Annotated in this window: 16 protein-coding genes, 3 tRNA genes, 1 rRNA gene, 1 other RNA gene and 1 other annotated feature; of the genes, 16 read left to right on the forward strand and 5 right to left on the reverse strand. The window is 48.7% G+C overall.

What is annotated here, in order from left to right:
* Nucleotides 1-299 precede the first annotated feature (299 nt).
* Complete coding sequence (gene guaB, locus KNP81_RS14845) at nucleotides 300-1,763, forward strand: IMP dehydrogenase (protein WP_214720479.1); 1,464 nt, start codon at nucleotides 300-302, stop codon at nucleotides 1,761-1,763.
* A 45-nt stretch (nucleotides 1,764-1,808) separates the two neighbouring features.
* Here guaB and KNP81_RS14850 read toward each other — a convergent pair whose 3' ends face one another.
* From KNP81_RS14850 to pdxR, 3 genes are all read right to left on the reverse strand, one after another.
* Complete coding sequence (locus tag KNP81_RS14850; protein WP_214720480.1) at nucleotides 1,809-5,237, reverse strand: alpha-amylase family glycosyl hydrolase; 3,429 nt, start codon at nucleotides 5,235-5,237, stop codon at nucleotides 1,809-1,811.
* Between the two features lie 138 nt (nucleotides 5,238-5,375).
* On the reverse strand, nucleotides 5,376-5,990 hold the full coding sequence (locus KNP81_RS14855) for a class A sortase (protein WP_214720481.1): 615 nt from the start codon (nucleotides 5,988-5,990) through the stop codon (nucleotides 5,376-5,378).
* Nucleotides 5,987-7,390, reverse strand: coding sequence for a MocR-like pyridoxine biosynthesis transcription factor PdxR (gene pdxR / locus KNP81_RS14860; RefSeq protein WP_021066747.1), 1,404 nt, complete (start codon nucleotides 7,388-7,390; stop codon nucleotides 5,987-5,989). The genes KNP81_RS14855 and pdxR overlap by 4 nt, the downstream gene beginning before the upstream one ends.
* A 286-nt stretch (nucleotides 7,391-7,676) precedes the next feature.
* Between pdxR and pdxS the strand changes: the two genes are divergently transcribed.
* From pdxS to KNP81_RS14900, 8 genes are all read left to right on the forward strand, one after another.
* The gene (gene pdxS, locus KNP81_RS14865; RefSeq protein ID WP_021066746.1) at nucleotides 7,677-8,567 is read left to right on the forward strand and encodes a pyridoxal 5'-phosphate synthase lyase subunit PdxS; all 891 of its coding nucleotides are present in this window, start codon (nucleotides 7,677-7,679) and stop codon (nucleotides 8,565-8,567) included.
* Between the two features lies 1 nt (nucleotide 8,568).
* Nucleotides 8,569-9,147: a pyridoxal 5'-phosphate synthase glutaminase subunit PdxT gene (gene pdxT / locus KNP81_RS14870; RefSeq protein WP_131473012.1), complete on the forward strand. Its 579-nt coding sequence runs from the start codon at nucleotides 8,569-8,571 to the stop codon at nucleotides 9,145-9,147.
* 87 nt (nucleotides 9,148-9,234) lie between these two features.
* Nucleotides 9,235-10,479 (forward strand): D-alanyl-D-alanine carboxypeptidase family protein, encoded by a 1,245-nt coding sequence (locus KNP81_RS14875; RefSeq protein ID WP_286038619.1) that lies wholly within the window; start codon nucleotides 9,235-9,237, stop codon nucleotides 10,477-10,479.
* 18 nt (nucleotides 10,480-10,497) lie between these two features.
* Nucleotides 10,498-10,705, forward strand: a binding site (T-box leader).
* A 52-nt stretch (nucleotides 10,706-10,757) separates the two neighbouring features.
* Complete coding sequence (gene serS / locus KNP81_RS14880; protein WP_214720482.1) at nucleotides 10,758-12,041, forward strand: serine--tRNA ligase; 1,284 nt, start codon at nucleotides 10,758-10,760, stop codon at nucleotides 12,039-12,041.
* 155 nt (nucleotides 12,042-12,196) lie between these two features.
* Nucleotides 12,197-12,287, forward strand: a tRNA-Ser gene (locus tag KNP81_RS14885).
* A gap of 38 nt (nucleotides 12,288-12,325) precedes the next feature.
* Nucleotides 12,326-12,416: transfer RNA gene (locus tag KNP81_RS14890), tRNA-Ser, on the forward strand.
* Between the two features lie 29 nt (nucleotides 12,417-12,445).
* Nucleotides 12,446-12,535 (forward strand) — tRNA-Ser (locus KNP81_RS14895).
* A 165-nt stretch (nucleotides 12,536-12,700) separates the two neighbouring features.
* Nucleotides 12,701-13,699 (forward strand): hypothetical protein, encoded by a 999-nt coding sequence (locus tag KNP81_RS14900; protein WP_214720483.1) that lies wholly within the window; start codon nucleotides 12,701-12,703, stop codon nucleotides 13,697-13,699.
* A gap of 41 nt (nucleotides 13,700-13,740) precedes the next feature.
* Here the strand turns inward: KNP81_RS14900 and KNP81_RS14905 are convergent, their stop codons facing one another.
* The gene (locus KNP81_RS14905; protein WP_214720484.1) at nucleotides 13,741-14,412 is read right to left on the reverse strand and encodes a deoxynucleoside kinase; all 672 of its coding nucleotides are present in this window, start codon (nucleotides 14,410-14,412) and stop codon (nucleotides 13,741-13,743) included.
* A complete protein-coding gene (locus tag KNP81_RS14910) occupies nucleotides 14,409-15,044 on the reverse strand; it encodes a deoxynucleoside kinase (protein ID WP_029596452.1) in 636 nt (211 codons plus the stop codon). The genes KNP81_RS14905 and KNP81_RS14910 overlap by 4 nt, the downstream gene beginning before the upstream one ends.
* A 121-nt stretch (nucleotides 15,045-15,165) precedes the next feature.
* On the opposite strand from KNP81_RS14910, the gene tadA reads away from it, so the two are divergent.
* From tadA to KNP81_RS14945, 7 genes are all read left to right on the forward strand, one after another.
* Nucleotides 15,166-15,666: a tRNA adenosine(34) deaminase TadA gene (tadA, locus tag KNP81_RS14915; RefSeq protein ID WP_214720485.1), complete on the forward strand. Its 501-nt coding sequence runs from the start codon at nucleotides 15,166-15,168 to the stop codon at nucleotides 15,664-15,666.
* A gap of 53 nt (nucleotides 15,667-15,719) precedes the next feature.
* Nucleotides 15,720-15,988: signal recognition particle sRNA large type (gene ffs, locus KNP81_RS14920), an RNA gene on the forward strand.
* A gap of 94 nt (nucleotides 15,989-16,082) precedes the next feature.
* Nucleotides 16,083-17,759, forward strand: a complete 1,677-nt coding sequence (dnaX, locus tag KNP81_RS14925) for a DNA polymerase III subunit gamma/tau (RefSeq protein ID WP_214720486.1) — start codon at nucleotides 16,083-16,085, stop codon at nucleotides 17,757-17,759.
* A 15-nt stretch (nucleotides 17,760-17,774) separates the two neighbouring features.
* Entirely contained in the window at nucleotides 17,775-18,092 is a 318-nt protein-coding gene (locus KNP81_RS14930; RefSeq protein ID WP_021065286.1) for a YbaB/EbfC family nucleoid-associated protein, read from the forward strand.
* 22 nt (nucleotides 18,093-18,114) lie between these two features.
* The gene (gene recR, locus KNP81_RS14935) at nucleotides 18,115-18,714 is read left to right on the forward strand and encodes a recombination mediator RecR (protein WP_021065285.1); all 600 of its coding nucleotides are present in this window, start codon (nucleotides 18,115-18,117) and stop codon (nucleotides 18,712-18,714) included.
* Nucleotides 18,711-18,935 carry a YaaL family protein gene (locus KNP81_RS14940; protein WP_214720487.1) on the forward strand — a complete coding sequence of 75 codons (225 nt, stop codon included), beginning with the start codon at nucleotides 18,711-18,713 and terminating at the stop codon, nucleotides 18,933-18,935. The genes recR and KNP81_RS14940 overlap by 4 nt, the downstream gene beginning before the upstream one ends.
* 377 nt (nucleotides 18,936-19,312) lie before the next feature.
* Nucleotides 19,313-19,379: ribosomal RNA gene (locus KNP81_RS14945) — 16S ribosomal RNA — on the forward strand; the annotation flags it as partial.

Consider the following 19,379-nt stretch of genomic DNA (forward strand, 5'->3'; position numbering starts at 1 on the left):
GCCGAAAGTAGTTGGGGGTCTCCCCCTGTGAGGATAGGACGTTGCCAGGCCAACGCGAAAGACGATCGAGCATCCGCTCGGTCGTCTTTTTTATAGATTTTATTTATAATTTTGCTTCCTTGACGGTATATATAATCTATTCCCGAACATTAACAACGGAAAGCAAATAGAACGAACACAATTCTGAACTTTCTGAACATCGTGAATTGAATTGCACTTTCGAGCTATACCTGTTACCATTACAGAAATATTTCGAAACAAAGATTCGGGTCCGATAGAGAAAGGGGCAATTGATTTTTATGTGGGAAAACAAGTTTGCAAAAGAAGGATTAACGTTTGATGACGTCTTACTCGTACCGCGCTTTTCAAATGTCTTGCCAAGAGATGTGGATTTAAGCACTAAACTTTGCGAAGGTCTTGAGTTAAATGTTCCAGTCATCAGTGCTGGTATGGATACTGTCACAGAAGCACCGATGGCCATTGCGATGGCGCGTCAAGGCGGCTTAGGGGTCATTCATAAAAACATGTCGATGGAGATGCAGGCTGAACATGTCGATCGCGTTAAACGTTCAGAGAACGGCGTCATCACGAATCCGTTCTATTTGACGCCGGAGCGTCAAGTATATGATGCAGAGTACTTGATGAGTAAATACCGTATCTCGGGAGTCCCGATCGTCAATTCAGAAACCGAGCGTAAATTAATCGGGATTTTGACAAACCGTGACCTTCGCTTCATTAAAGATTACTCGACGGTGATTGCAGATGTCATGACGACGGAAAACCTTGTTACGGCAAAAGTAGGGACGTCACTTGAAGAAGCTGAGCGCATCCTTCATCAACATCGAATTGAGAAATTGCCGCTCGTCGACGATTCAGGCGTGTTGAAAGGTCTCATTACAACAAAAGATATTGAGAAAGTCGAACAGTTCCCACATGCTGCAAAAGACAAACAAGGTCGTCTGCTCGTAGCAGCTGCCGTTGGTGTCACGAAAGATGCCGCATCACGTGCTCAAATTCTTGTTGATGCAGGTGTCGATGCATTAGTCGTTGATACGGCTCACGGACACTCAGCCGGTGTCATCGAGAAAGTGAAAGAACTTCGCGACATGTTCCCGACGCTTCCAATTATCGCTGGAAACGTGGCAACAGCTGAAGCAACACGAGCTTTGATTGAAGCCGGAGCATCGGTCATTAAAGTCGGTATTGGTCCAGGATCAATCTGTACGACACGTGTTGTCGCCGGTGTTGGTGTACCACAAATCACAGCAGTATATGATTGTGTCACCGAAGCTAGAGAACATGGTGTCACAGTTATCGCTGATGGCGGAATCAAGTATTCTGGTGATATTGTGAAAGCTATTGCAGCTGGAGCTCATGCCGTTATGCTTGGTAGCCTTCTCGCAGGTGTGAAAGAAAGCCCAGGAGAGATGGAAATCTATCAAGGTCGTCAGTTCAAGACGTACCGTGGAATGGGTTCTGAGGCTTCGATGAAACGAGGCAGCCAAGATCGCTATTTCCAAGAAGCCGATAAAAAGTTCGTACCAGAAGGTATTGAAGGACGCGTCGCTTATCGTGGTGAACTAGCCGATACTGTCTATCAACTCATCGGAGGCCTTCGTTCAGGAATGGGTTATTGTGGGGCTGCCGATATCCGTGCGCTACGTGAGGATACTCAGTTTATCCGCATGACTGGGGCTGGGTTACAAGAAAGTCACCCTCACGATGTCCACATCACTAAAGAAGCTCCAAACTATTCACGCTAAACAACAAGCCGTTGTCTCTAAATTAGAGGCAACGGCTTTTCGTTATCATTTTTTTGACTTGGCCACGAGAATTACAGTACCACCATCGTCCTGTGCAGGTAAGCTGACGGTCACTTTCCCATCTCGTTTGACGACGTAATGACGTCCGCTATAGCGGTCGACGAGCGTCGTTTTATGCTTGAGTTTTGTCTGGAACGTGATCGTTCGTTTGGCTTCTGTCGTGTTCAAGGCCACGAGAACAGAGTCTTTGCCGTGCTTCCGTTCAAAGACAGAGTATCCAGTGGCAGAACCACCAGCAACGACGGCACGCGTTCCTTTACTAAATACTTTTGAATAGTCGGCACGAATATTGAGTAGCTTTTGGTAATGCGTATGCATCGCTTTACCTTCTCCTTTGACTCGTTTCCAGTCGAAGTCATAACGGTTTTCATTGAACTCGCCCTTATCCATATCCAACGCATGTTTTCCGGACTGTCCAACCTCTTCACCATAGTAGATGACAGGCTGTCCTTTCGCCGTCATTTGAAGCGAGGCGGCGACCATATGCTTCCCTTCATCGCCTCCAGCACGTGATACGAGGAAACCGTCCTCGTCATGGCTGCTAAGGAATTGTCCGAGTGTCGCTTCATTCGAGAGTTGCGTGTTGCGATATTGAAGCGCGCTCTCGACATCATCAATGTTCCCGTTGATGAAACGTTCGGCCTGATACTTGAAATCAAAGTCGAGAAGTGAGTCCATCTGGCCACTCTGTAAGTAACCGCCCGTGTTGTTCACACTTGCACCGTAATGTTCGCCAATCATTTTGAAGTCCGGTTTGATGGCCGTCAATTCGTTTTTGAACGACTTCCATGTTGTAGAGTCGACGTGTTTGACCGTGTCGACGCGGAAGTAATCGATGGTGTTTCCTTTTTTCGTTTTCGAGCGTTTAATCCAATCCGTCTGCCATTTGACGAGTTGTTCACGGACGGCAGCCTCTTCGGTCTTAAAGTCCGGTAATCCGGAAAGAGACATCTTCAAGTCATCGCCATCGACCGGATTCGAACGAATCATGCCGTCGAACGCTTTGCGCTCTTGATCGGTTGGGAAGTTTGTGGCGCCCGTGTCTACAGCTCCTGGTTCCATCCCGTAGCCAGGGTGGTTCAAGACGACGTCGACCATAATCTTCATACCGCGAGCATTCGCTTCGTCAATCAGACGATGGAATGCTTTCATATCGCCGAGATGCTCATCGAGTTTTTCGAAGTTTTTCGCCCAGTATCCATGATAGCCATACTGTGATCCATCTTTACCGTAGCGAAGATCCCAATCGATATTATCGACAATCGGTGTAATCCAAATCGTATTGATGCCTAGCTTATCCAAGTAGTCGAGTTTCTTCGTCACACCGGCAAAGTCGCCGCCGTGATAAGACTCAAGATGGTCTTGGTCATAGTATTCACCGTTCGGGTTATTGTTCGTTTTATCCCCATCGTAGAATCGGTCGGTCAGCATGAAGTAAATCCGTGCCTCATCCCAATCGAACTCTTGCTTGTCCTTCATCGAGACCGGTCGGACCGTTAACGATGTTTTCGTCTTATGGACGTTACCGTATTGGTCAATCGCCGTAATCGTTAAGAATTTATTGCCCGGTTTGACGGTATCTTTGACTGCAATCGTCTGTTTGTTGAGGGCCGGGTCGACTTCTAGTTTAGCCGGTCCACCCAGAGGACGTGCATCGATGAACAGTTGACGCAGCTTGACGCCTTTCGGCAACGTCGGCTTCACCTGGACGACCGCGTTTTCTCGAGAACTGAGGGCTTTCGGTGCCACGCTTGCTGCCAGTTTAACGTTCGGACGACGATACTCGACGCTCGAAGCCTCGAAGTAAGAATCCTTCACTTCGGTCGTGACACCATCTTTTGTGACAAGGAACGTATAATCATGTTTCCCTTCCGGTAATTTGACCGTATGGCGGAACCATTCATTTTTGGCTTCGTACGTCATCGGGTACGTCGTGCCATTGACTTTCAATGCGACACTGTCGATTTCATCGAGTTGTCCTGCTTCATACAACGCTTTGTCACGGTAGAAGAACGTGACGGCACCATCTTCAAACAAGGGTCCTTGAATCGTCGGTACTTGATGGAACGTCCCTTTGCCGCTCTCGACGACGACTTTCGTCACCCGGTCGCTTCCCAATTTGACATAACGGTCTTCCCCGTAGCCATCTTTCACGACCCAATCCGTGCCCTTGCGGATGACAAAGCCTACATTGGTCGCATCTTTTCCGACTGGGATTCGGAAGATGGCGCCATTTTCGGTGATTTTATACGGGTCAACTTGACCGTCTTTGGCACCCGTGCTCCACGTCCATAAATTCCAGTCCGTGTAATCGTTGTCGGCCCGTACGTACAACATTTCGATGTAGCGTTGTGTTTTCCACGGATCGGCGATTTCAGTGATGGTTTTAAATGACGTCGTCAATGCTGGTAACGTCGTGTTCGACAGGTTGCCTTTCACGGCGTCCGCGGGAAGGGTCGCGGTATACGTTTGATTCAAACCGAGTGCTTCGGTCGGTGTGACAGTCACAGTCGATCCACTCGCTTCAGCCGTGAACGGTACAGCTGTCTCGCCATTCATCAAGCTGATGTTCGAAGCATCTAACGACACAGGTTCATTGAACGTCCATGTGATTGGGGATTTGATGTCCACTTGTTCCGATTGATTGGCCGGCGTGACCGCTGTCACTTCGAGTTGACTGACCGTCTCGACACCGCTCAACGTGAAGGCTGGGCTATATACCGATTGTGTCGACGGAGTCGCCGAAACATTCCAACTATCGGCGACTTTATTGGCCGCATTGCTTGGAATCGTGTCGAACGCACCGTGCTCGGTAGCGTTATTCCCGCTGAGTACCGTGAGGACCCGAACGGTATCATCATTGCTTAGACCAAGCAGGGACAATGGAATTTTGCCTTCAAAGCCTTTCGTGCGATCAATGGCAAACGAGGCGCCGTTTAAGTTGCTCAAGTTTGCGAGCGGCGTGGATTCCCCTGCTTCATACAGAGCGGCTTCTTTTACTGACGTGTCGCCATCGACGCGAAGTAAAATATGATACTGTGGTTTTTTATCAGTTTGGCTGAAGTTGAACGGATGGCCGAGCGGGTTTGTCGCTACGCCTGAATCTTGTTCATTGATTTGGAGGGCGATATTTATGTACTGACCATTGTCGCCCCAGTTCGGGACGGTGTTCGCATCCACATAAAAGTAAAGGTTACGCGCATCGTTCTGCAGATAGACGTCTCCTAAATCGAATCCTTGCCAACCCGCCTGTGGGGATGTGGCGAGCGCTGGCGTGTTCGCCCAATCCGTTTTTAAGCCATCAATCGAGATTGTCGCAGGCTCGGCCAATGCGTTCATCGGAACGCCGGCTTGGATGAGGAGAACGGATGATAAAAGTAACGTGGTCGTCTGTCGTGCCGTTTTCTTCTTCATAAAGCACCTCTTTCATGGAATGTGTCGTCTACAGGGCAACGAATTGTCAAAATTGTGCAAACGGTTTCAGGAATAGTTTAGCTGAATATGTAAGCGCTCACAATATTTTTTTTGAAAAATAATAAAAACGCCTATCGGTTAGAGAGGCGTTTGGTTCACGAAGCGTCCTTTGACAATCAAACGTTCGGTCGCATCGAACGTGCATGTGACGAGTGTAATCGTCGGTTCTGTTGTCGGATCGAGCACGTCGACCCGTGTCGGGGGAACGGTCTCAAGCGAAATGACCTCGTATTCGAACGTATGTGTCATGTCGGTCAAGTAGATGGACATGCCGACGTCGATGATGTGAAGCGGACCGAACAAGGCGGTCGGGCTTTGCGTGTAGTGGCCCGCGAGTGCATAGTTTCCGGTTCCCATTCGTTGGTCCGGGTCCATCGTTCCAGCCCCGACAGCCAAGTTCTCATTGTCGAGCCCGTATAAGATTGGGAGCTCGAGTTCGATTTCTGGAATCGAAATGAGGCCGACGGTCGGTAAATCATGAAATCGATTGCGCACGGTGAGAAGTTGTTCCCATGATAACGGCTCGACGTTTGAAAACTCAAATTCACCGGTTTCTGGCTGTTTCGGTTGAATTTCGGCGGTCACTTGTTGACTGTTCCATGCCGTGAGTTGGTCTTTCCACCACGATTCGGATAACAGGAGTGTACCAATTAACAAAAGGAGCCCACCGACGACGTAGCGTGACCGTTTCATCCATCTCTTCCTTTCTCAATGTTCCAACACGACATGAGCGCACTAACGGCAGCTGGTAATGTTTCTTCGGATAAGGCGGCAAATCCAAATAAAAACTGAGGAATCGTGTCGCTTGATTCGATGCGATAGTCTGTCATCGCATTGATTCGGATATTCGAAGCCTCGGCCAATCGTTTCAAGTCTTCACTTGTCGCGCTTGTACGAACAGACAGGACGACGTGAAGGCCGGCGCTCGCCCCCGTGACGGAGACGACCGGTTCATAAGGTTTAAAGGCAGCGATAATGATTTCAAGTTTCCGGCGATATGTCTTCCGCATCCGGTTCAAGTGTTTCTCAAAATCACCGGTCGCCATAAATGCTGCTAACGTATGTTGTTCGAAACGGGGTACGCTACACGTGAAGTGACGATAACGTTCTCGATAGCGATTTAACAGCGGAGGGGGGAGTACCATATAACCGATTCGCAATGAAGGCATCAATGATTTAGAGAATGTGCTCAAATAGACGACTCGCTCGTTTTGATCCATGCTTTGCAAAGAGGGAATCGGTTTGCCGCTATAACGGAATTCACTATCGTAATCATCTTCAATCACATACGTCTGTCGCTCCGATGCCCAGTTGAGCAAACGTTGACGTCGACTGACAGATAGAATGGTCCCAGTCGGAAATTGATGGGCCGGTGTGACATAGAGGGCATCAATGGATGCTTGCTCCACCAGGTCGACACGGACGCCGCTCTCATCGACAGGAATCGGGATGAACGTCCGCCGTTGATGGGCGAACAGTTGGCGGGTGAGCGGATACCCCGGATCCTCAATGCCGAACGTCGTAGTATCCGGCAACAGTTCTAACAATTGGGGCAACAGCTGCTCGGTTCCCGATCCGACAACGATTTGTTCAGGAGAACAATGCACGCCGCGCGAATGATAGAGATAGGTCGCAATTTCTTGGCGAAGAACGAAATCGCCTTGGACGGAGCCAAGTGACAGCAAATCGTGATGTTCTTCTGAGACGACTTGTTTTAAGTGCCGGCGCCAACGTTCGAATGGGAAAGCGGTCGTGTCGATTTGACTCGGATACAAGTCGAACTCATATGTTTTTTTCACCGGTAACGGTTCGATGACGCTACTGCCGCGCCGGACGTACAGTTCTTCTTGCGGTAACACGTAGAAGCCTTTGCGTGGCAACGACTCGATGTATCCTTCCGCGAGCAACTGGGCGTAAGCCAGTTCAACGGTCGTTTGTGATACATCTAAAAACTCACCTAACTTACGTTTGGACGGAAGTTTTGTCCCGGTGGTGAGGGTGTCATCAACGATGGCTTGTCGAATGTGCAAATAGAGTTGTTCATATAATGGGACGCTCGAGTCGGCCTCGAGCGAGAACGTGAGCATATCCATGATGTGTCCTTTCTGTGGTCAGCCAAAGAAAAAATAGAGCACGAATCCGATGACGAGGAGGAGCGAGACCATTCCCGTTTTTCCGAAAAAGTTGCGCTCCTGCGCGTCGTCACGACTGTTCCATTGATCCATTCCATCATCTCCTTTAATCTTTACAACATTCGAGAATCAAGAAATGAAGTCCTTTGTTCGAACTGACCACTTTAAAAAATATAAAACTGGCACTTTCAATATAGTCAAATCAATTTATACTTGCAAGTAGACTAGCTTATTGGAGGGGATCCATTTGGAAAAGAGACAAGTAGGGACAGACAAAGTAAAACGTGGTATGGCCGAGATGCAAAAAGGTGGCGTCATTATGGACGTCATCAACGCGGAGCAAGCCAAAATTGCTGAAGCAGCAGGTGCAGTTGCCGTCATGGCACTCGAGCGCGTACCTTCAGATATTCGCAAAATGGGCGGTGTTGCTCGTATGGCCGACCCGACAATCATTGAAGACGTCATGGGTGCGGTATCGGTACCGGTCATGGCGAAGTGCCGGATCGGTCACATCGCTGAAGCACGTGTCCTTGAATCAATGGGGGTTGATTTCATTGACGAGAGTGAAGTATTGACACCTGCTGACGAAGAGTTCCATCTCTACAAACGTGACTACAAAGCACCGTTCGTCTGTGGCGCGCGCGACCTTGGTGAAGCATCACGCCGCATTGGGGAAGGTGCAGCGATGATTCGGACGAAAGGTGAGCCGGGAACCGGCAACATCGTCGAAGCGGTTCGTCACATGCGTACCGTTCAAGCCCAAGTGAAACGATTGCTCTCGATGAGCATCGACGAAGTGATGACGGAAGCACGTGATCTTGGTGCCCCGTTTGAAGTACTCATGCAAATCCGTGAAGCGGGTCGCCTCCCGGTCGTCAACTTCGCAGCAGGCGGAATTGCGACACCAGCCGATGCGGCACTCATGATGCACCTCGGAGCGGACGGCGTCTTTGTCGGATCAGGAATCTTTAAGGCGGAGAACCCTGAGAAATTCGCCCGTGCCATCGTTGAAGCTACGACGTACCATGATGACTATGAGCGCATCGCGCACTTGTCGAAAGGACTCGGCGAAGCGATGAAGGGACTCGACGTCCGCACGCTCAAACAAGAAGAACTCATGGCACCGCGAGGTTGGTAAGATGACCACGATTGGTGTACTCGGAATGCAAGGTGCAATTCGCGAACACGTTCACATGCTCGAAGCACTTGGTGCGAATACACTCGTCGTCCGCTCGGTCGATGACTTAAATCGAATCGATGGACTCGTCTTACCGGGTGGGGAGAGCACGGCGATGCGTCGCCTACTCGATCGGTACGAGTTGCTCGAGCCGTTACGTGAGAATACGGAGTTGCCGATGTTCGGAACGTGCGCTGGTTTGATTTTGCTCGCGACCGAAGTCGAAGGATATGATGCGCACTTGCGTAAAATCCCAATGACGGTCAAACGGAATGCGTTCGGACGACAAGTTGATAGCTTTGAAGTCGATTTGACTGTTAATGGAATCGATGACGCTGTCGAAGCGGTGTTCATTCGAGCGCCGCAAGTCGCATCGGTCGAAGCGAGCGTTGAGGTGCTCGCCGAGGTCGAGGAAGCGATTGTCGCGGTTCGGTATGACAAGTATATGGCCTGCTCGTTCCACCCGGAATTGACGGACGACTTGTCGATGCACCGCTATTTCTTGGACATGGTTGAAGCGACGAAGCGACAACTCGCCTGATTGAAAGGCTCTCTAGCAAATAGGGAGCCTTTTTCATGTGTTTTTTTGCTACACTGTAACGAGATACGTATAGAAAGGGGCAAGACCGTGAGACAAAGATGGATCGGAAGGATGCTCGTTTGGGCAATCCTTTTAAATATGATCGTGCCGACGGATGCATCGGCGGCACCTAAAGTTGATGCGACCGGCGCGATGCTCGTGGACATGACGACGGGACAAATCCTGTTCTCACAAGAAGAGGACGCGATGCTTCCTCCGGCATCAATCACTAAGCTGATGACCGCTTTTCTCGTCCGAGAAGCCATCGAAGCAGGTGACCTCAGTTGGAGCCAAGAAGTGACCCCGAGCGACAAGGCGTTGGCGCTGACCCGAAAACCAGGATTGGCTCGGATTCCGCTCGTCAATAAACCGTACACGGTGAAAGAGCTATACGACGTGGCGTTGATTCGTTCCGCGAACGAGGCAGCGGTCACATTGGCCGAGGCCGTCTCTGGTTCGGAAGGGGTATTCGTAAAGAAAATGAACGAACGGGCGACCGAACTTGGCATGACCCAAACGACGTTCGCCAATGCATCGGGACTTGACTCTGTGTCAGCGGGACGTCCAGGGGAGAATTTGACATCGGCCAATGATTTGATGATGCTAGCTTTGGCGTATTTGACGAAGTTCCCGGAAGTGCTCGATGTGACGAAACAAGCGTATGTTGATATCGATGGAGTCCGATTTGAAGCGACGAACCGGATGCTCGCTGGTCGTGATTTAGCCTATCCGGGTATGCTTGGCTTTAAAACGGGCACGACCGACGATGCCGGTTACTGCTTTATCGGCGTGTCGACGCGAGATGGACGTACCGTGTTATCGGTCGTTCTCGGAGCGAAGACCGATCAAGGGCGCTATACTGCTACAAAGGCGCTTCACGACTATGCCTATGGCGATTTCGTCTTGACCCCTATTTTACGGACTGGTGAAATCGTCCCGGCGACGCTGCATGTCGCTGAAGGTACAGTCGAGTCGGCAAAAGTGCGCACGACGTCAGCTTTTGAAGTACTTGTTGAAAAAGGACAGGCCGTACCCGAACCAACGTATGACCTTCCTGATACAAAAGCTCCAATTGCGGCCGATCAACAGGTCGGGACCGTCACCATCGAGCCTTCCGGAAGCGTCCGGTATCTAGATGGTGAACTTCCACCTAAAGGAACGCTCGTCGCGGCCGAACCGGTCGAGATGGCGTCGTTTTTGACACGCATGACGCGTGCCTTCTCGGACTTTTTAGATGAGATTCGACTCGTGCTCGGAAAACTGAGTCTTGTCGATAGAGTTGAGATGTTGTAAAGTAAAACTAATTCAATGACAGATGCAATGATGGGGAAAAGTACGTTACGGTCATCTACTGACAGAGAGCTAGTGGTTGGTGCAAACTAGTGGGATGATGTAACCGAATCGGCCTCGGAGCATTGGCTTGGAAACAAGTCACGTTACGCACACGTTACGTGCATCGAGTGGCCCGATTTCGGGCAACGAGGGTGGCAACGCGGATCCAAGGTGGTTCGTCCCTTTCCTACGGGAAAGGGGCGTGCCACCTTTTTATGTGAAAAAAGGAGGAATAACGAATGTTAGACATTAAACGATTACGAACAGATTTTGAAGAGATTAAAACGAAGCTAGCTCATCGCGGCGAGGATTTGAGTGCGCTCGATCGTTTCCCGGAGCTAGAAGAGAAACGCCGCAACTTGATCAATGAGGTCGAAGTGAAGAAAGCGAAACGAAATGAAGCGACGAAGCAAATTGCGGAATTGAAACGCAATAAGCAAGATGCGGATGGACCGATTCTCGAGACCCGCCGTCTCGGGGATGAAATCAAATTACTCGATGAAGAATTGCGTGAAGTCGAGGCCGAGTTGAACTTGATTCTCCTCAGCATCCCGAACATCCCGCACGAATCAACGCCAATTGGCGAAACGGAAGACGATAACGTCACGATCCGTGAAGTCGGAACAAAACCGACGTTCGAATTTGAACTCAAACAGCATTGGGACGTCATGGAAGACTTGAAAATCGTCGATGTGGAACGAGCGGGTAAAGTGACAGGCAGCCGGTTTGTCTTTTATAAAGGTCTCGGCGCACGTCTCGAACGTGCCCTCATCAACTTCATGATGGATATGCATGCCGATGAACATGGCTATTCTGAAGTGCTTCCTCCTTATATGGTCAATCGAGACGCGATGACCGGGACGGGACAACTTCCTAAATTTGAGGAAGACGCATTTAAAGTGGCGGACACGAACTACTTCCTCGTACCGACGGCAGAAGTTCCGGTGACGAACATGCACCGTGAGGAGATTATCGCTGAAGACCAACTTCCAATCACGTATACAGCGTATAGCGCTTGTTTCCGTTCAGAAGCAGGATCAGCCGGACGCGACACGCGTGGGCTCATTCGTCAGCATCAGTTCAACAAAGTCGAGCTCGTCCGGTTTGTGAAACCTGAAGAGTCTTATGAACAACTCGAACTCTTGACGGGCCACGCTGAAGAAGTGCTTAAGCGTCTTGGTCTCCCATATCAAGTGCTCAGCATGTGTACGGCAGATCTCGGCTTCACAGCTGCGAAGAAATATGACATCGAAGTGTGGATGCCGGCGCAAGGGATGTATCGTGAAATCTCATCTTGTTCGAACTTTGAAGACTTCCAAGCACGCCGGGCCGGAATCCGTTTCCGTCGCGAAGCGAACGCAAAACCTGAATTCGTCCATACACTCAACGGTTCTGGCCTCGCAGTCGGACGGACTGTCGCTGCGATTTTAGAGAACTTCCAACAGGCTGACGGTTCAGTCGTCATTCCGGAAGTATTACGTCCATATATGGGCGGCATCGAGAAAATTGAAATGCCTCAGTAATGAACAAATAATCCCGTCTGAACCGTATCGTTAAGACGGGATTATTTTCGGTTTTTTTAATGTTTTTTCACAAAAGGGTTTGACATCTGTCTGCCAAGTTGGTACTATAAATCATGTCGAGCGAGATGTTTGCTCACCAATTGTATATGAGCTTTGGAGGTGTACCCAAGTGGTTTAAGGGAACGGTCTTGAAAACCGTCAGGGGTGTAATAGCCTGCGTGGGTTCGAATCCCACCACCTCCTCCATTTTTATTTTTGGAGGCTCAACAATTTCATACTTTTTTGGAGGTGTACCCAAGTGGTTTAAGGGAACGGTCTTGAAAACCGTCAGGGGTGTAATAGCCTGCGTGGGTTCGAATCCCACCACCTCCTCCACTTTCTTTTTTTTACACTTTTTTAAGCCTGGAGTTGTACCCAAGCCCGGCTGAAGGGGACGGACTCGAAATCCGTTAGGAGTCGTAAGGCTCGCGTGGGTTCGAATCCCACCAACTCCGCTTGTTTTGGCATCTGCATGGGCAGATGCGTTTTTTTATGGTCGCAGACTCCGGTCTGCGGCTTTTTTGTTTGTGTCAATCTAGCGAAAATCAACTAATTCGTTAATCAATCGGGAATCTTAATCATATAGACTGTGATGGCGCAAAAGGAAGGAGAGGAGCGTCATGGATTGGATTGACGTATATATCGATGAGGTCATACGGCACGTTCCACCGAAGCGGCGTGAGGAAGCCGCTGCCTCGGTTCGGCAATCGATTGAGTCAGCGTTGCCCGAACAACCGTCTGAGGCAGACGTGAAACGGGTGTTAGCAGAGATGGGGCATCCGGCCGTCGTGGCCGCGCGTTATAAGGAAGGGCAGTATGTCATCGGCCCACGTTTTTCCCCCGTGTATGTGACTGTCGTTAAGCTTGTCGTTCCAATCGTCTTAGCTGTCGTTTTCTTTGGGCTTGTATTCGCTAGCATGCCGACGTTCTCAGGACCGCTTATGCCGACAGTCGGCACCTTTTTGACGAACATGTTCGATGCGTTATGGGATGTTGGGATTCAACTCGTGTTTTGGATTACGCTTATCTTCTTTTTGATTGAGCGCTATGCACCTGATAATGTGCCGGCGCCAGACATGAAGTGGGATGTGTCTAAGCTGAAAGAACGGGTGAAGGGCGGTCGAATCGGTAAATTTGATGCGGGATTCGGATTATTTTGGACAGTGGTTTGGTTTGGGGTGTATCTCAACGCCGAACGCTTGCTAGGAATCTATGAATCGACGAGCGCTGGTTTCGCGATGATCACGCCAATCTTCAATCAGTCGTTCTTACTAGAAGTGATTTTGTTGTTCGTGACCGTCATTTTGCTTCAAGTCGTACTCGGGGTATGGAAATGGATCAAAGGGCATTGGACGTATGCGCTCGCTTCGTTTAATTTGGTTTATAATCTCGTCTCGGCCACGTTCATCATTTGGATGGCGAGTTCTCCGCAGTTGTTCGATTCACGCTTTTTGAATTGGCTGGAGACGAATGTCCCGAATGGGGTCAATTCGTTTGGATGGGTATTCGGTTTGGTCGTGGCCATCACGATTGTGGCAGCCGTATTCGATTCCATCGATGGATTCCGAAAAGCTCGGAAGACACCGACGTATCGGAAATCTCATATCGCCCACACATAAAAAGAAGGTGCACCGCTCAAGTGAGCAGTGCACCTTCTTATTTATCTGACTTTCGCTTCGCGAGCGATCGTCAATTGTTTCTCGATTTTCTCAAGGATAAGTTCGACCGAGTTCGGGTCGTTAATCAAGTCATACTCTTCGATTGAGAGACGAAGTACCGGGCAAAGATTGAAGTTGTTGATCCACTCCGTATAGCGTTCGTACATTTCTTCCCAATACGTGATTGGTGTTTGTTGCTCCATCTCACGTCCGCGCATTTGAATGCGGTCGAGCACTTGCTCGAACGAACCTTCGAGATAGATGAGCAAGTCAGGATGTGGGAAGAACGGAGTCAGCACCATTGCTTCAAACAAACTCGAGTACGTCTCGTAGTCGGTTGGAGACATCGTCCCTTTTTCGTAGTGCATTTTGGCGAAGATGCCTGTATCTTCATAAATCGAACGGTCTTGGATGAAACCGCCGCCGTATTGGAAAATCTTCTTCTGTTCTTTGAAGCGTTCCGCCAAGAAATAGATTTGGAGGTGGAAGCTCCAACGCTCGAAGTCATGATAGAATTTATCGAGATAAGGGTTCGTATCTACTTTCTCAAGTGAAGTGCGGAAGTTGAGGGCGTCGGCAAGTGAGTTCGTGATTGTCGATTTACCGATTCCGACCATTCCACCGATCGTGATGATCGTGTCATTCGGAATGTTATATTTTTCATTCAGCGTCATTTGATTTGTGCTCCTTTAGTCAATTCTAATTCACGTTCGATCGTTGCGAGGACGTGCGTCAAATCATCCGGGTTTTGGACGAAGTCGAGCTCATCTCCACTGAACGAAAGAATCGTCACTTCGGGGTGTGTCGCGCGGTATGATTCGATAAACGTTTCATAATCGCGGGCGAGCTGTTCGAGGTAGTCGCGAGACATATTCTCTTCTACTTCACGTCCACGCAAAGCGACACGTTTCATCAACGTCTCGATGCTGGCGTGTAAGTAGATGACGACATCAGGCTTGGGCATATCGTGTGTCAAAATCTTGTAGATTTGCTCATACTTGTTCAAATGAGCTGGTCTCAGGGAACGGTGGGCAAAAATCAAGTTTTTGAAAATATGATAGTCCGAAACGACGGATTGCTGTTGACTCAAGTGGTGTTTGTGGATATCGTCTAATTGCTTGAAGCGATTGCAAAGGAAAAACATTTCCGTTTGAAAGCTCCATTCGTCGATATCTTCGTAAAACTTGCCGAGAAACGGATTCTCTTCTACAATTTCATTCAGCATCTGCATTGAAAAGTGCTGACTGATGATATGGGCCAGTGACGTTTTCCCGACACCAATCGGTCCCTCTACCGTTATAAACATATGATGTCATCCTCCATTATCCAAAGTGCAAGTTCCATTCTAGCATACAATGAAGTGGATAGGGCGAGCGAAATGATTTTCATTTTTTTTCATAATAAGTGATCAGAAACGGAGTGTGTATATGGAACGAGATGAACGATTTATGAGGCTCGCCATAGAAGAAGCAAAGAAGGCGGAAGCAATCGGCGAAGTGCCGATCGGATGCGTCATCGTTAAAGGTGATGAGGTGATTGCCGCGGGTCATAATCGCCGAGAAACGGACTTATTGGCCGCGGCCCATGCCGAAATGATTGCGATTGAACAGGCGAACCAGGCGCTCGGCAATTGGCGTTTGGAAGATTGCGAACTGTTCGTCACGTTAGAGCCTTGTCCGATGTGCGCGGGGGCCATCGTGCTGTCTCGTGTGAAACGTGTCATCTTTGGTGCCCATGATCCGAAGGGAGGGTGTTGCGGTACGCTCATGAACCTCGTTCAAGACGAACGCTTCAACCACCAAGCCGAAGTGACGGAGAATGTTTTAGCAGAAGAATGTGGCGAGTTGCTGACAGTCTTCTTCCGAAACCTCAGAGAAAGGAAGAAGCAGGCGCGGCTTGAACAGAGAGGTTGCAACCCATCTGATTAAACAGTATAATGTAATAGCACTCAACGTAGTGCCTAACTTCATTTACCCATTTGCCGTGCTAGGCGGGGAGGTAGCGGTGCCCTGTAACTCGCAATCCGCTATAGCGAGACTGAATTCCGATTCGAGGGAGTGCATTGGTGTGGTCTGTCCTCGTGTAAGTGGCGTTGACGTCTGAGTCCTGCGCAACGGTCACCCATGAACCAGGTCAGGTCCGGAAGGAAGCAGCCTTAAGTGGTGACGTACCGTGTGCCGCAGGGGTGCTTGGGCCGAGCAAACTGCATGAGTAACGCACATTGACGTGCTTTCAGAAATCGGTGCGCGGCAGATTTATTTAATAACTTCAATCTACGGCCCCAGGGTTGTAGATTTTTTTGTATGATGAAATAGAGAATGTAAGGAAGAAAGGAGGCGGGGACATGGCGTATCAAGCGTTGTATCGGGTTTATCGTCCGCAGTCGTTCCAAGAGGTTGTCGGTCAAATTCATATCACACGTACGATTCAAAATGCGTTGCTTGAAGAACGAATGTCACATGCCTATTTGTTCTCGGGTCCACGAGGGACCGGTAAGACAAGTTTGGCGAAAATTATCGCGAAAGCCATCAACTGTGAGACAGCACCCACACGAGAACCGTGTAACACGTGCCCGACTTGTATTGCCATCACGGAAGGGACGAGCCCGGACGTGTTTGAAATCGATGCGGCTTCAAATAATGGGGTCGATGAGATTCGAGAAATTCGGGATAAGGTCAAATATCCGCCTTCTCAAGCGCGTTTCAAAGTATATATCATTGATGAAGTGCACATGTTGTCGACCGGTGCCTTCAATGCGTTGTTAAAAACGTTGGAAGAACCGCCGGCGCATGCCATCTTTATTTTGGCGACGACGGAACCGCACAAAATCCCGGCGACGATCATCTCACGTTGCCAGCGTTTTGATGTGAAACGGCATGAAGTCGGTCAATTGCAAACACGTATGGCATATATCTTGAACGATCAAGATTATGACTATGATCCGGAGGCGCTCAAGCTGATTGCCCGTGCTGCCGATGGCGGGATGCGCGATGCACTCAGCCTACTCGATCAAGCGCTCGCTTTTAGCGATGGCCGTTTGACCGAAGACGCTGTTCTAGAAGTGACCGGCGCGGTAACGGATGATGCTCTACTTGATATGGCTTATGGCTTACAACAGAAGCAACTCGATCAAATTTTGAGTACGTTGGAAACGATGCTTCGTGAAGGTAAAGATTTAAAGCGATTCATTGAAGATCTCGTATTCGTTCATCGTGATGCTTTACTATTAAAGGCTTCACCTCAAGCCGTTGATTTACTCGAACGCGCCCGTCCGACAGAGACGTTCCGACAATTTGTTGAAGCGACATCGACGGACGAACTGTTCCAAGTGATTGAAGAGTTGAATGACTGTCAGCAACAGATGCGATTATCAAACCATCCGAAAGTCTTAGTTGAGTTAACGTTTATTCGGATTGCCGAACAAGGACGGACGATGACAGAGCAGATGAAACAACTTCAAGAGCAGGTCCGTGAACTGAGTCGCGAGTTGAATGAAGTCAAGAAAACGGGTGTCCCTGCAGCGGAAGCAACAGCGGAGAAACCGAAAGTTGCCAAGCGAACTCAAATTCGAGTCCCGAGAGAACGCATTCGTCAATTATTGCAACGAGCGGAACGCCAACACTTAAACGCAATCCGTGATAGTTGGGAAGACATCATGGGGAACATTCGCACGCAAGATGGTCCGATTTTTGCACTGTTCTATGAGAGTGAGGCTGTGCTTTGTGCTAGTGACACCTTACTGGTACAATTTAAAGATGGGATGACGTGGCATTACGAGCAGGTTAGCTCGAACGGTCGCACGCGAGACGTGATTGAACAAGCCTTATTCGAAGTGACGGGGATTCGTCGAGAAATCATGGCTGTACTCGAGACCGATTGGGTTGAGTTGAAGAATGAGTTCATCCTTCGTAAACAAGCTGAACGTTCGGATCATAAGGAAGAGGAAGTGGAGGAAGAAGATCCACTTGTCTCAAAGGCCCTCGAACGTTTCGGTGACGTCGTTGAAATTGAAGAAGTTTAAAAGGAGGCGCTCTACATGCGTGGAATGGGAAACATGAACAACATGATGAAGCAAATGCAGAAAATGCAGAAAGATATGGCGAAAGCTCAAGAAGAATTGAAAGACTTAACGGTCGAAGGTACAGCAGGCGGCGGCATGGTTAAAGTGGTCGTTAGCGGACATAAAGAAGTGCTTGATGTCATTATTGCTGAAGATGCTGTAGATCCAGACGACGTCGAAATGTTGCAAGACCTTGTGTTGGCGGCGGTCAACGACGGGATGAAACAAGCTGACCAACTAGTTAATGATAAAATGGGACGTTTTACGCAAGGGATGAACCTTCCAGGTTTTTAAGTGAAGAAAGGAAAGATGCGAGTTGCAATACCCTGAAGCGATCGGACGTTTGATTGAAAGCTTTACAAAATTGCCGGGCATTGGTCCGAAAACTGCTATCCGTCTAGCGTTCCACGTACTTGATATGGAAGAAGACGATGTATTGACGTTCGCTAAGGCGCTTGTCAGTGCTAAGCGTGATATTAAATATTGTACGGTGTGTGGACACATTACAGATGTGGATCCATGTGCCATTTGTACAGATTCGCATCGTGATGAGACGGTAGTCTGTGTCGTTCAAGATTCTAGAGATGTGATTGCGATGGAGAAGATGCGAGAGTACCGCGGGAAGTATCATGTCTTGCATGGGGCGATTAGTCCGATGGAAGGAATTGGTCCTGAAGATATTAACGTCTCGAGTTTGTTAACACGTCTCCAAGAAAATGAAGCGATTAGTGAAGTCATTTTGGCAACTAACCCGAACATTGAAGGGGAAGCGACTTCGATGTATCTATCTCGACTTTTAAAACCGACCGGTATCCGTGTAACGCGTCTTGCTCACGGGTTGCCCGTGGGTGGCGATTTGGAATATGCGGATGAAGTGACATTATCTAGAGCGATGGAAGGTCGACGGGAACTATGAAGTGGTTTCGTAAACCTTTACGCTATGGTTACGATCAAAGGTTTTTGTCGGAGTTGTTAGATGCTAAGGCAAAGTACGAATCGAAACGTCACATTCTTGAAGTGAGCATCGAAGATACCGGTGAGTTAGCAGCCCAAGTGAAACAAGCGGAAGCCCTGTACTTCTTTTATTTGAAAGAAGCGAAGCGACGCAATGTTTCACTGTCTAACTTGATGTCGTGAGGCGAGATATTCTATCTCGCCTTTTTCTATGCTGAATCACGTTAGGCTATACCGATTATTTTTTCTCTATATAATGAAAGAACTAGAATTATATCTCGAGATTTAATCTGGTAGAGACAAGATATGAAAAATAATTTAAAGTTTTTCTGAAAAAGCTATTGTGCAATTAAAGTTTTATTGATATATTAATAGACGTCGCCGAGAGCGGTTTTAAAAATCGAAAAAAAGATATTGACTTCCAGTTAATAGCTTGTTAAGATATTTAAGTCGCCAAGAAACGACAGACGAACTTTGAAAACTGAACGATGAGGCAAAAAAGTTTTACAATGTTTGAATGAAGCGCAAGCTTCGTCATTTTTTAAAGAGCTATATCAAATTCTTTGGAGAGTTTGATCCTGGCTCAGGACGAACGCTGGCGGCGTGCCTAATACATGCAAGTCGAGC

Source organism: Exiguobacterium sp. s149 (assembly GCF_018618395.1).
Classification (GTDB): Bacteria; Bacillota; Bacilli; order Exiguobacteriales; family Exiguobacteriaceae; genus Exiguobacterium; species Exiguobacterium chiriqhucha.

Bases quoted from the DNA above. Each gene is read 5' to 3' on its own strand.
- guaB (WP_214720479.1), top strand. From the start codon at position 300: ATGTGGGAAAACAAGTTTGCAAAAGAAGGATTAACGTTTGATGACGTC.
- KNP81_RS14850 (WP_214720480.1), bottom strand. From the start codon at position 5,237: ATGAAGAAGAAAACGGCACGACAGACGACCACGTTACTTTTATCATCC.
- KNP81_RS14855 (WP_214720481.1), bottom strand. From the start codon at position 5,990: ATGAAACGGTCACGCTACGTCGTCGGTGGGCTCCTTTTGTTAATTGGT.
- pdxR (WP_021066747.1), bottom strand. From the start codon at position 7,390: ATGGATATGCTCACGTTCTCGCTCGAGGCCGACTCGAGCGTCCCATTA.
- pdxT (WP_131473012.1), top strand. From the start codon at position 8,569: ATGACCACGATTGGTGTACTCGGAATGCAAGGTGCAATTCGCGAACAC.
- serS (WP_214720482.1), top strand. From the start codon at position 10,758: ATGTTAGACATTAAACGATTACGAACAGATTTTGAAGAGATTAAAACG.
- KNP81_RS14900 (WP_214720483.1), top strand. From the start codon at position 12,701: ATGGATTGGATTGACGTATATATCGATGAGGTCATACGGCACGTTCCA.
- KNP81_RS14905 (WP_214720484.1), bottom strand. From the start codon at position 14,412: ATGACGCTGAATGAAAAATATAACATTCCGAATGACACGATCATCACG.
- KNP81_RS14910 (WP_029596452.1), bottom strand. From the start codon at position 15,044: ATGTTTATAACGGTAGAGGGACCGATTGGTGTCGGGAAAACGTCACTG.
- tadA (WP_214720485.1), top strand. From the start codon at position 15,166: ATGGAACGAGATGAACGATTTATGAGGCTCGCCATAGAAGAAGCAAAG.
- dnaX (WP_214720486.1), top strand. From the start codon at position 16,083: ATGGCGTATCAAGCGTTGTATCGGGTTTATCGTCCGCAGTCGTTCCAA.
- KNP81_RS14930 (WP_021065286.1), top strand. From the start codon at position 17,775: ATGCGTGGAATGGGAAACATGAACAACATGATGAAGCAAATGCAGAAA.
- KNP81_RS14940 (WP_214720487.1), top strand. From the start codon at position 18,711: ATGAAGTGGTTTCGTAAACCTTTACGCTATGGTTACGATCAAAGGTTT.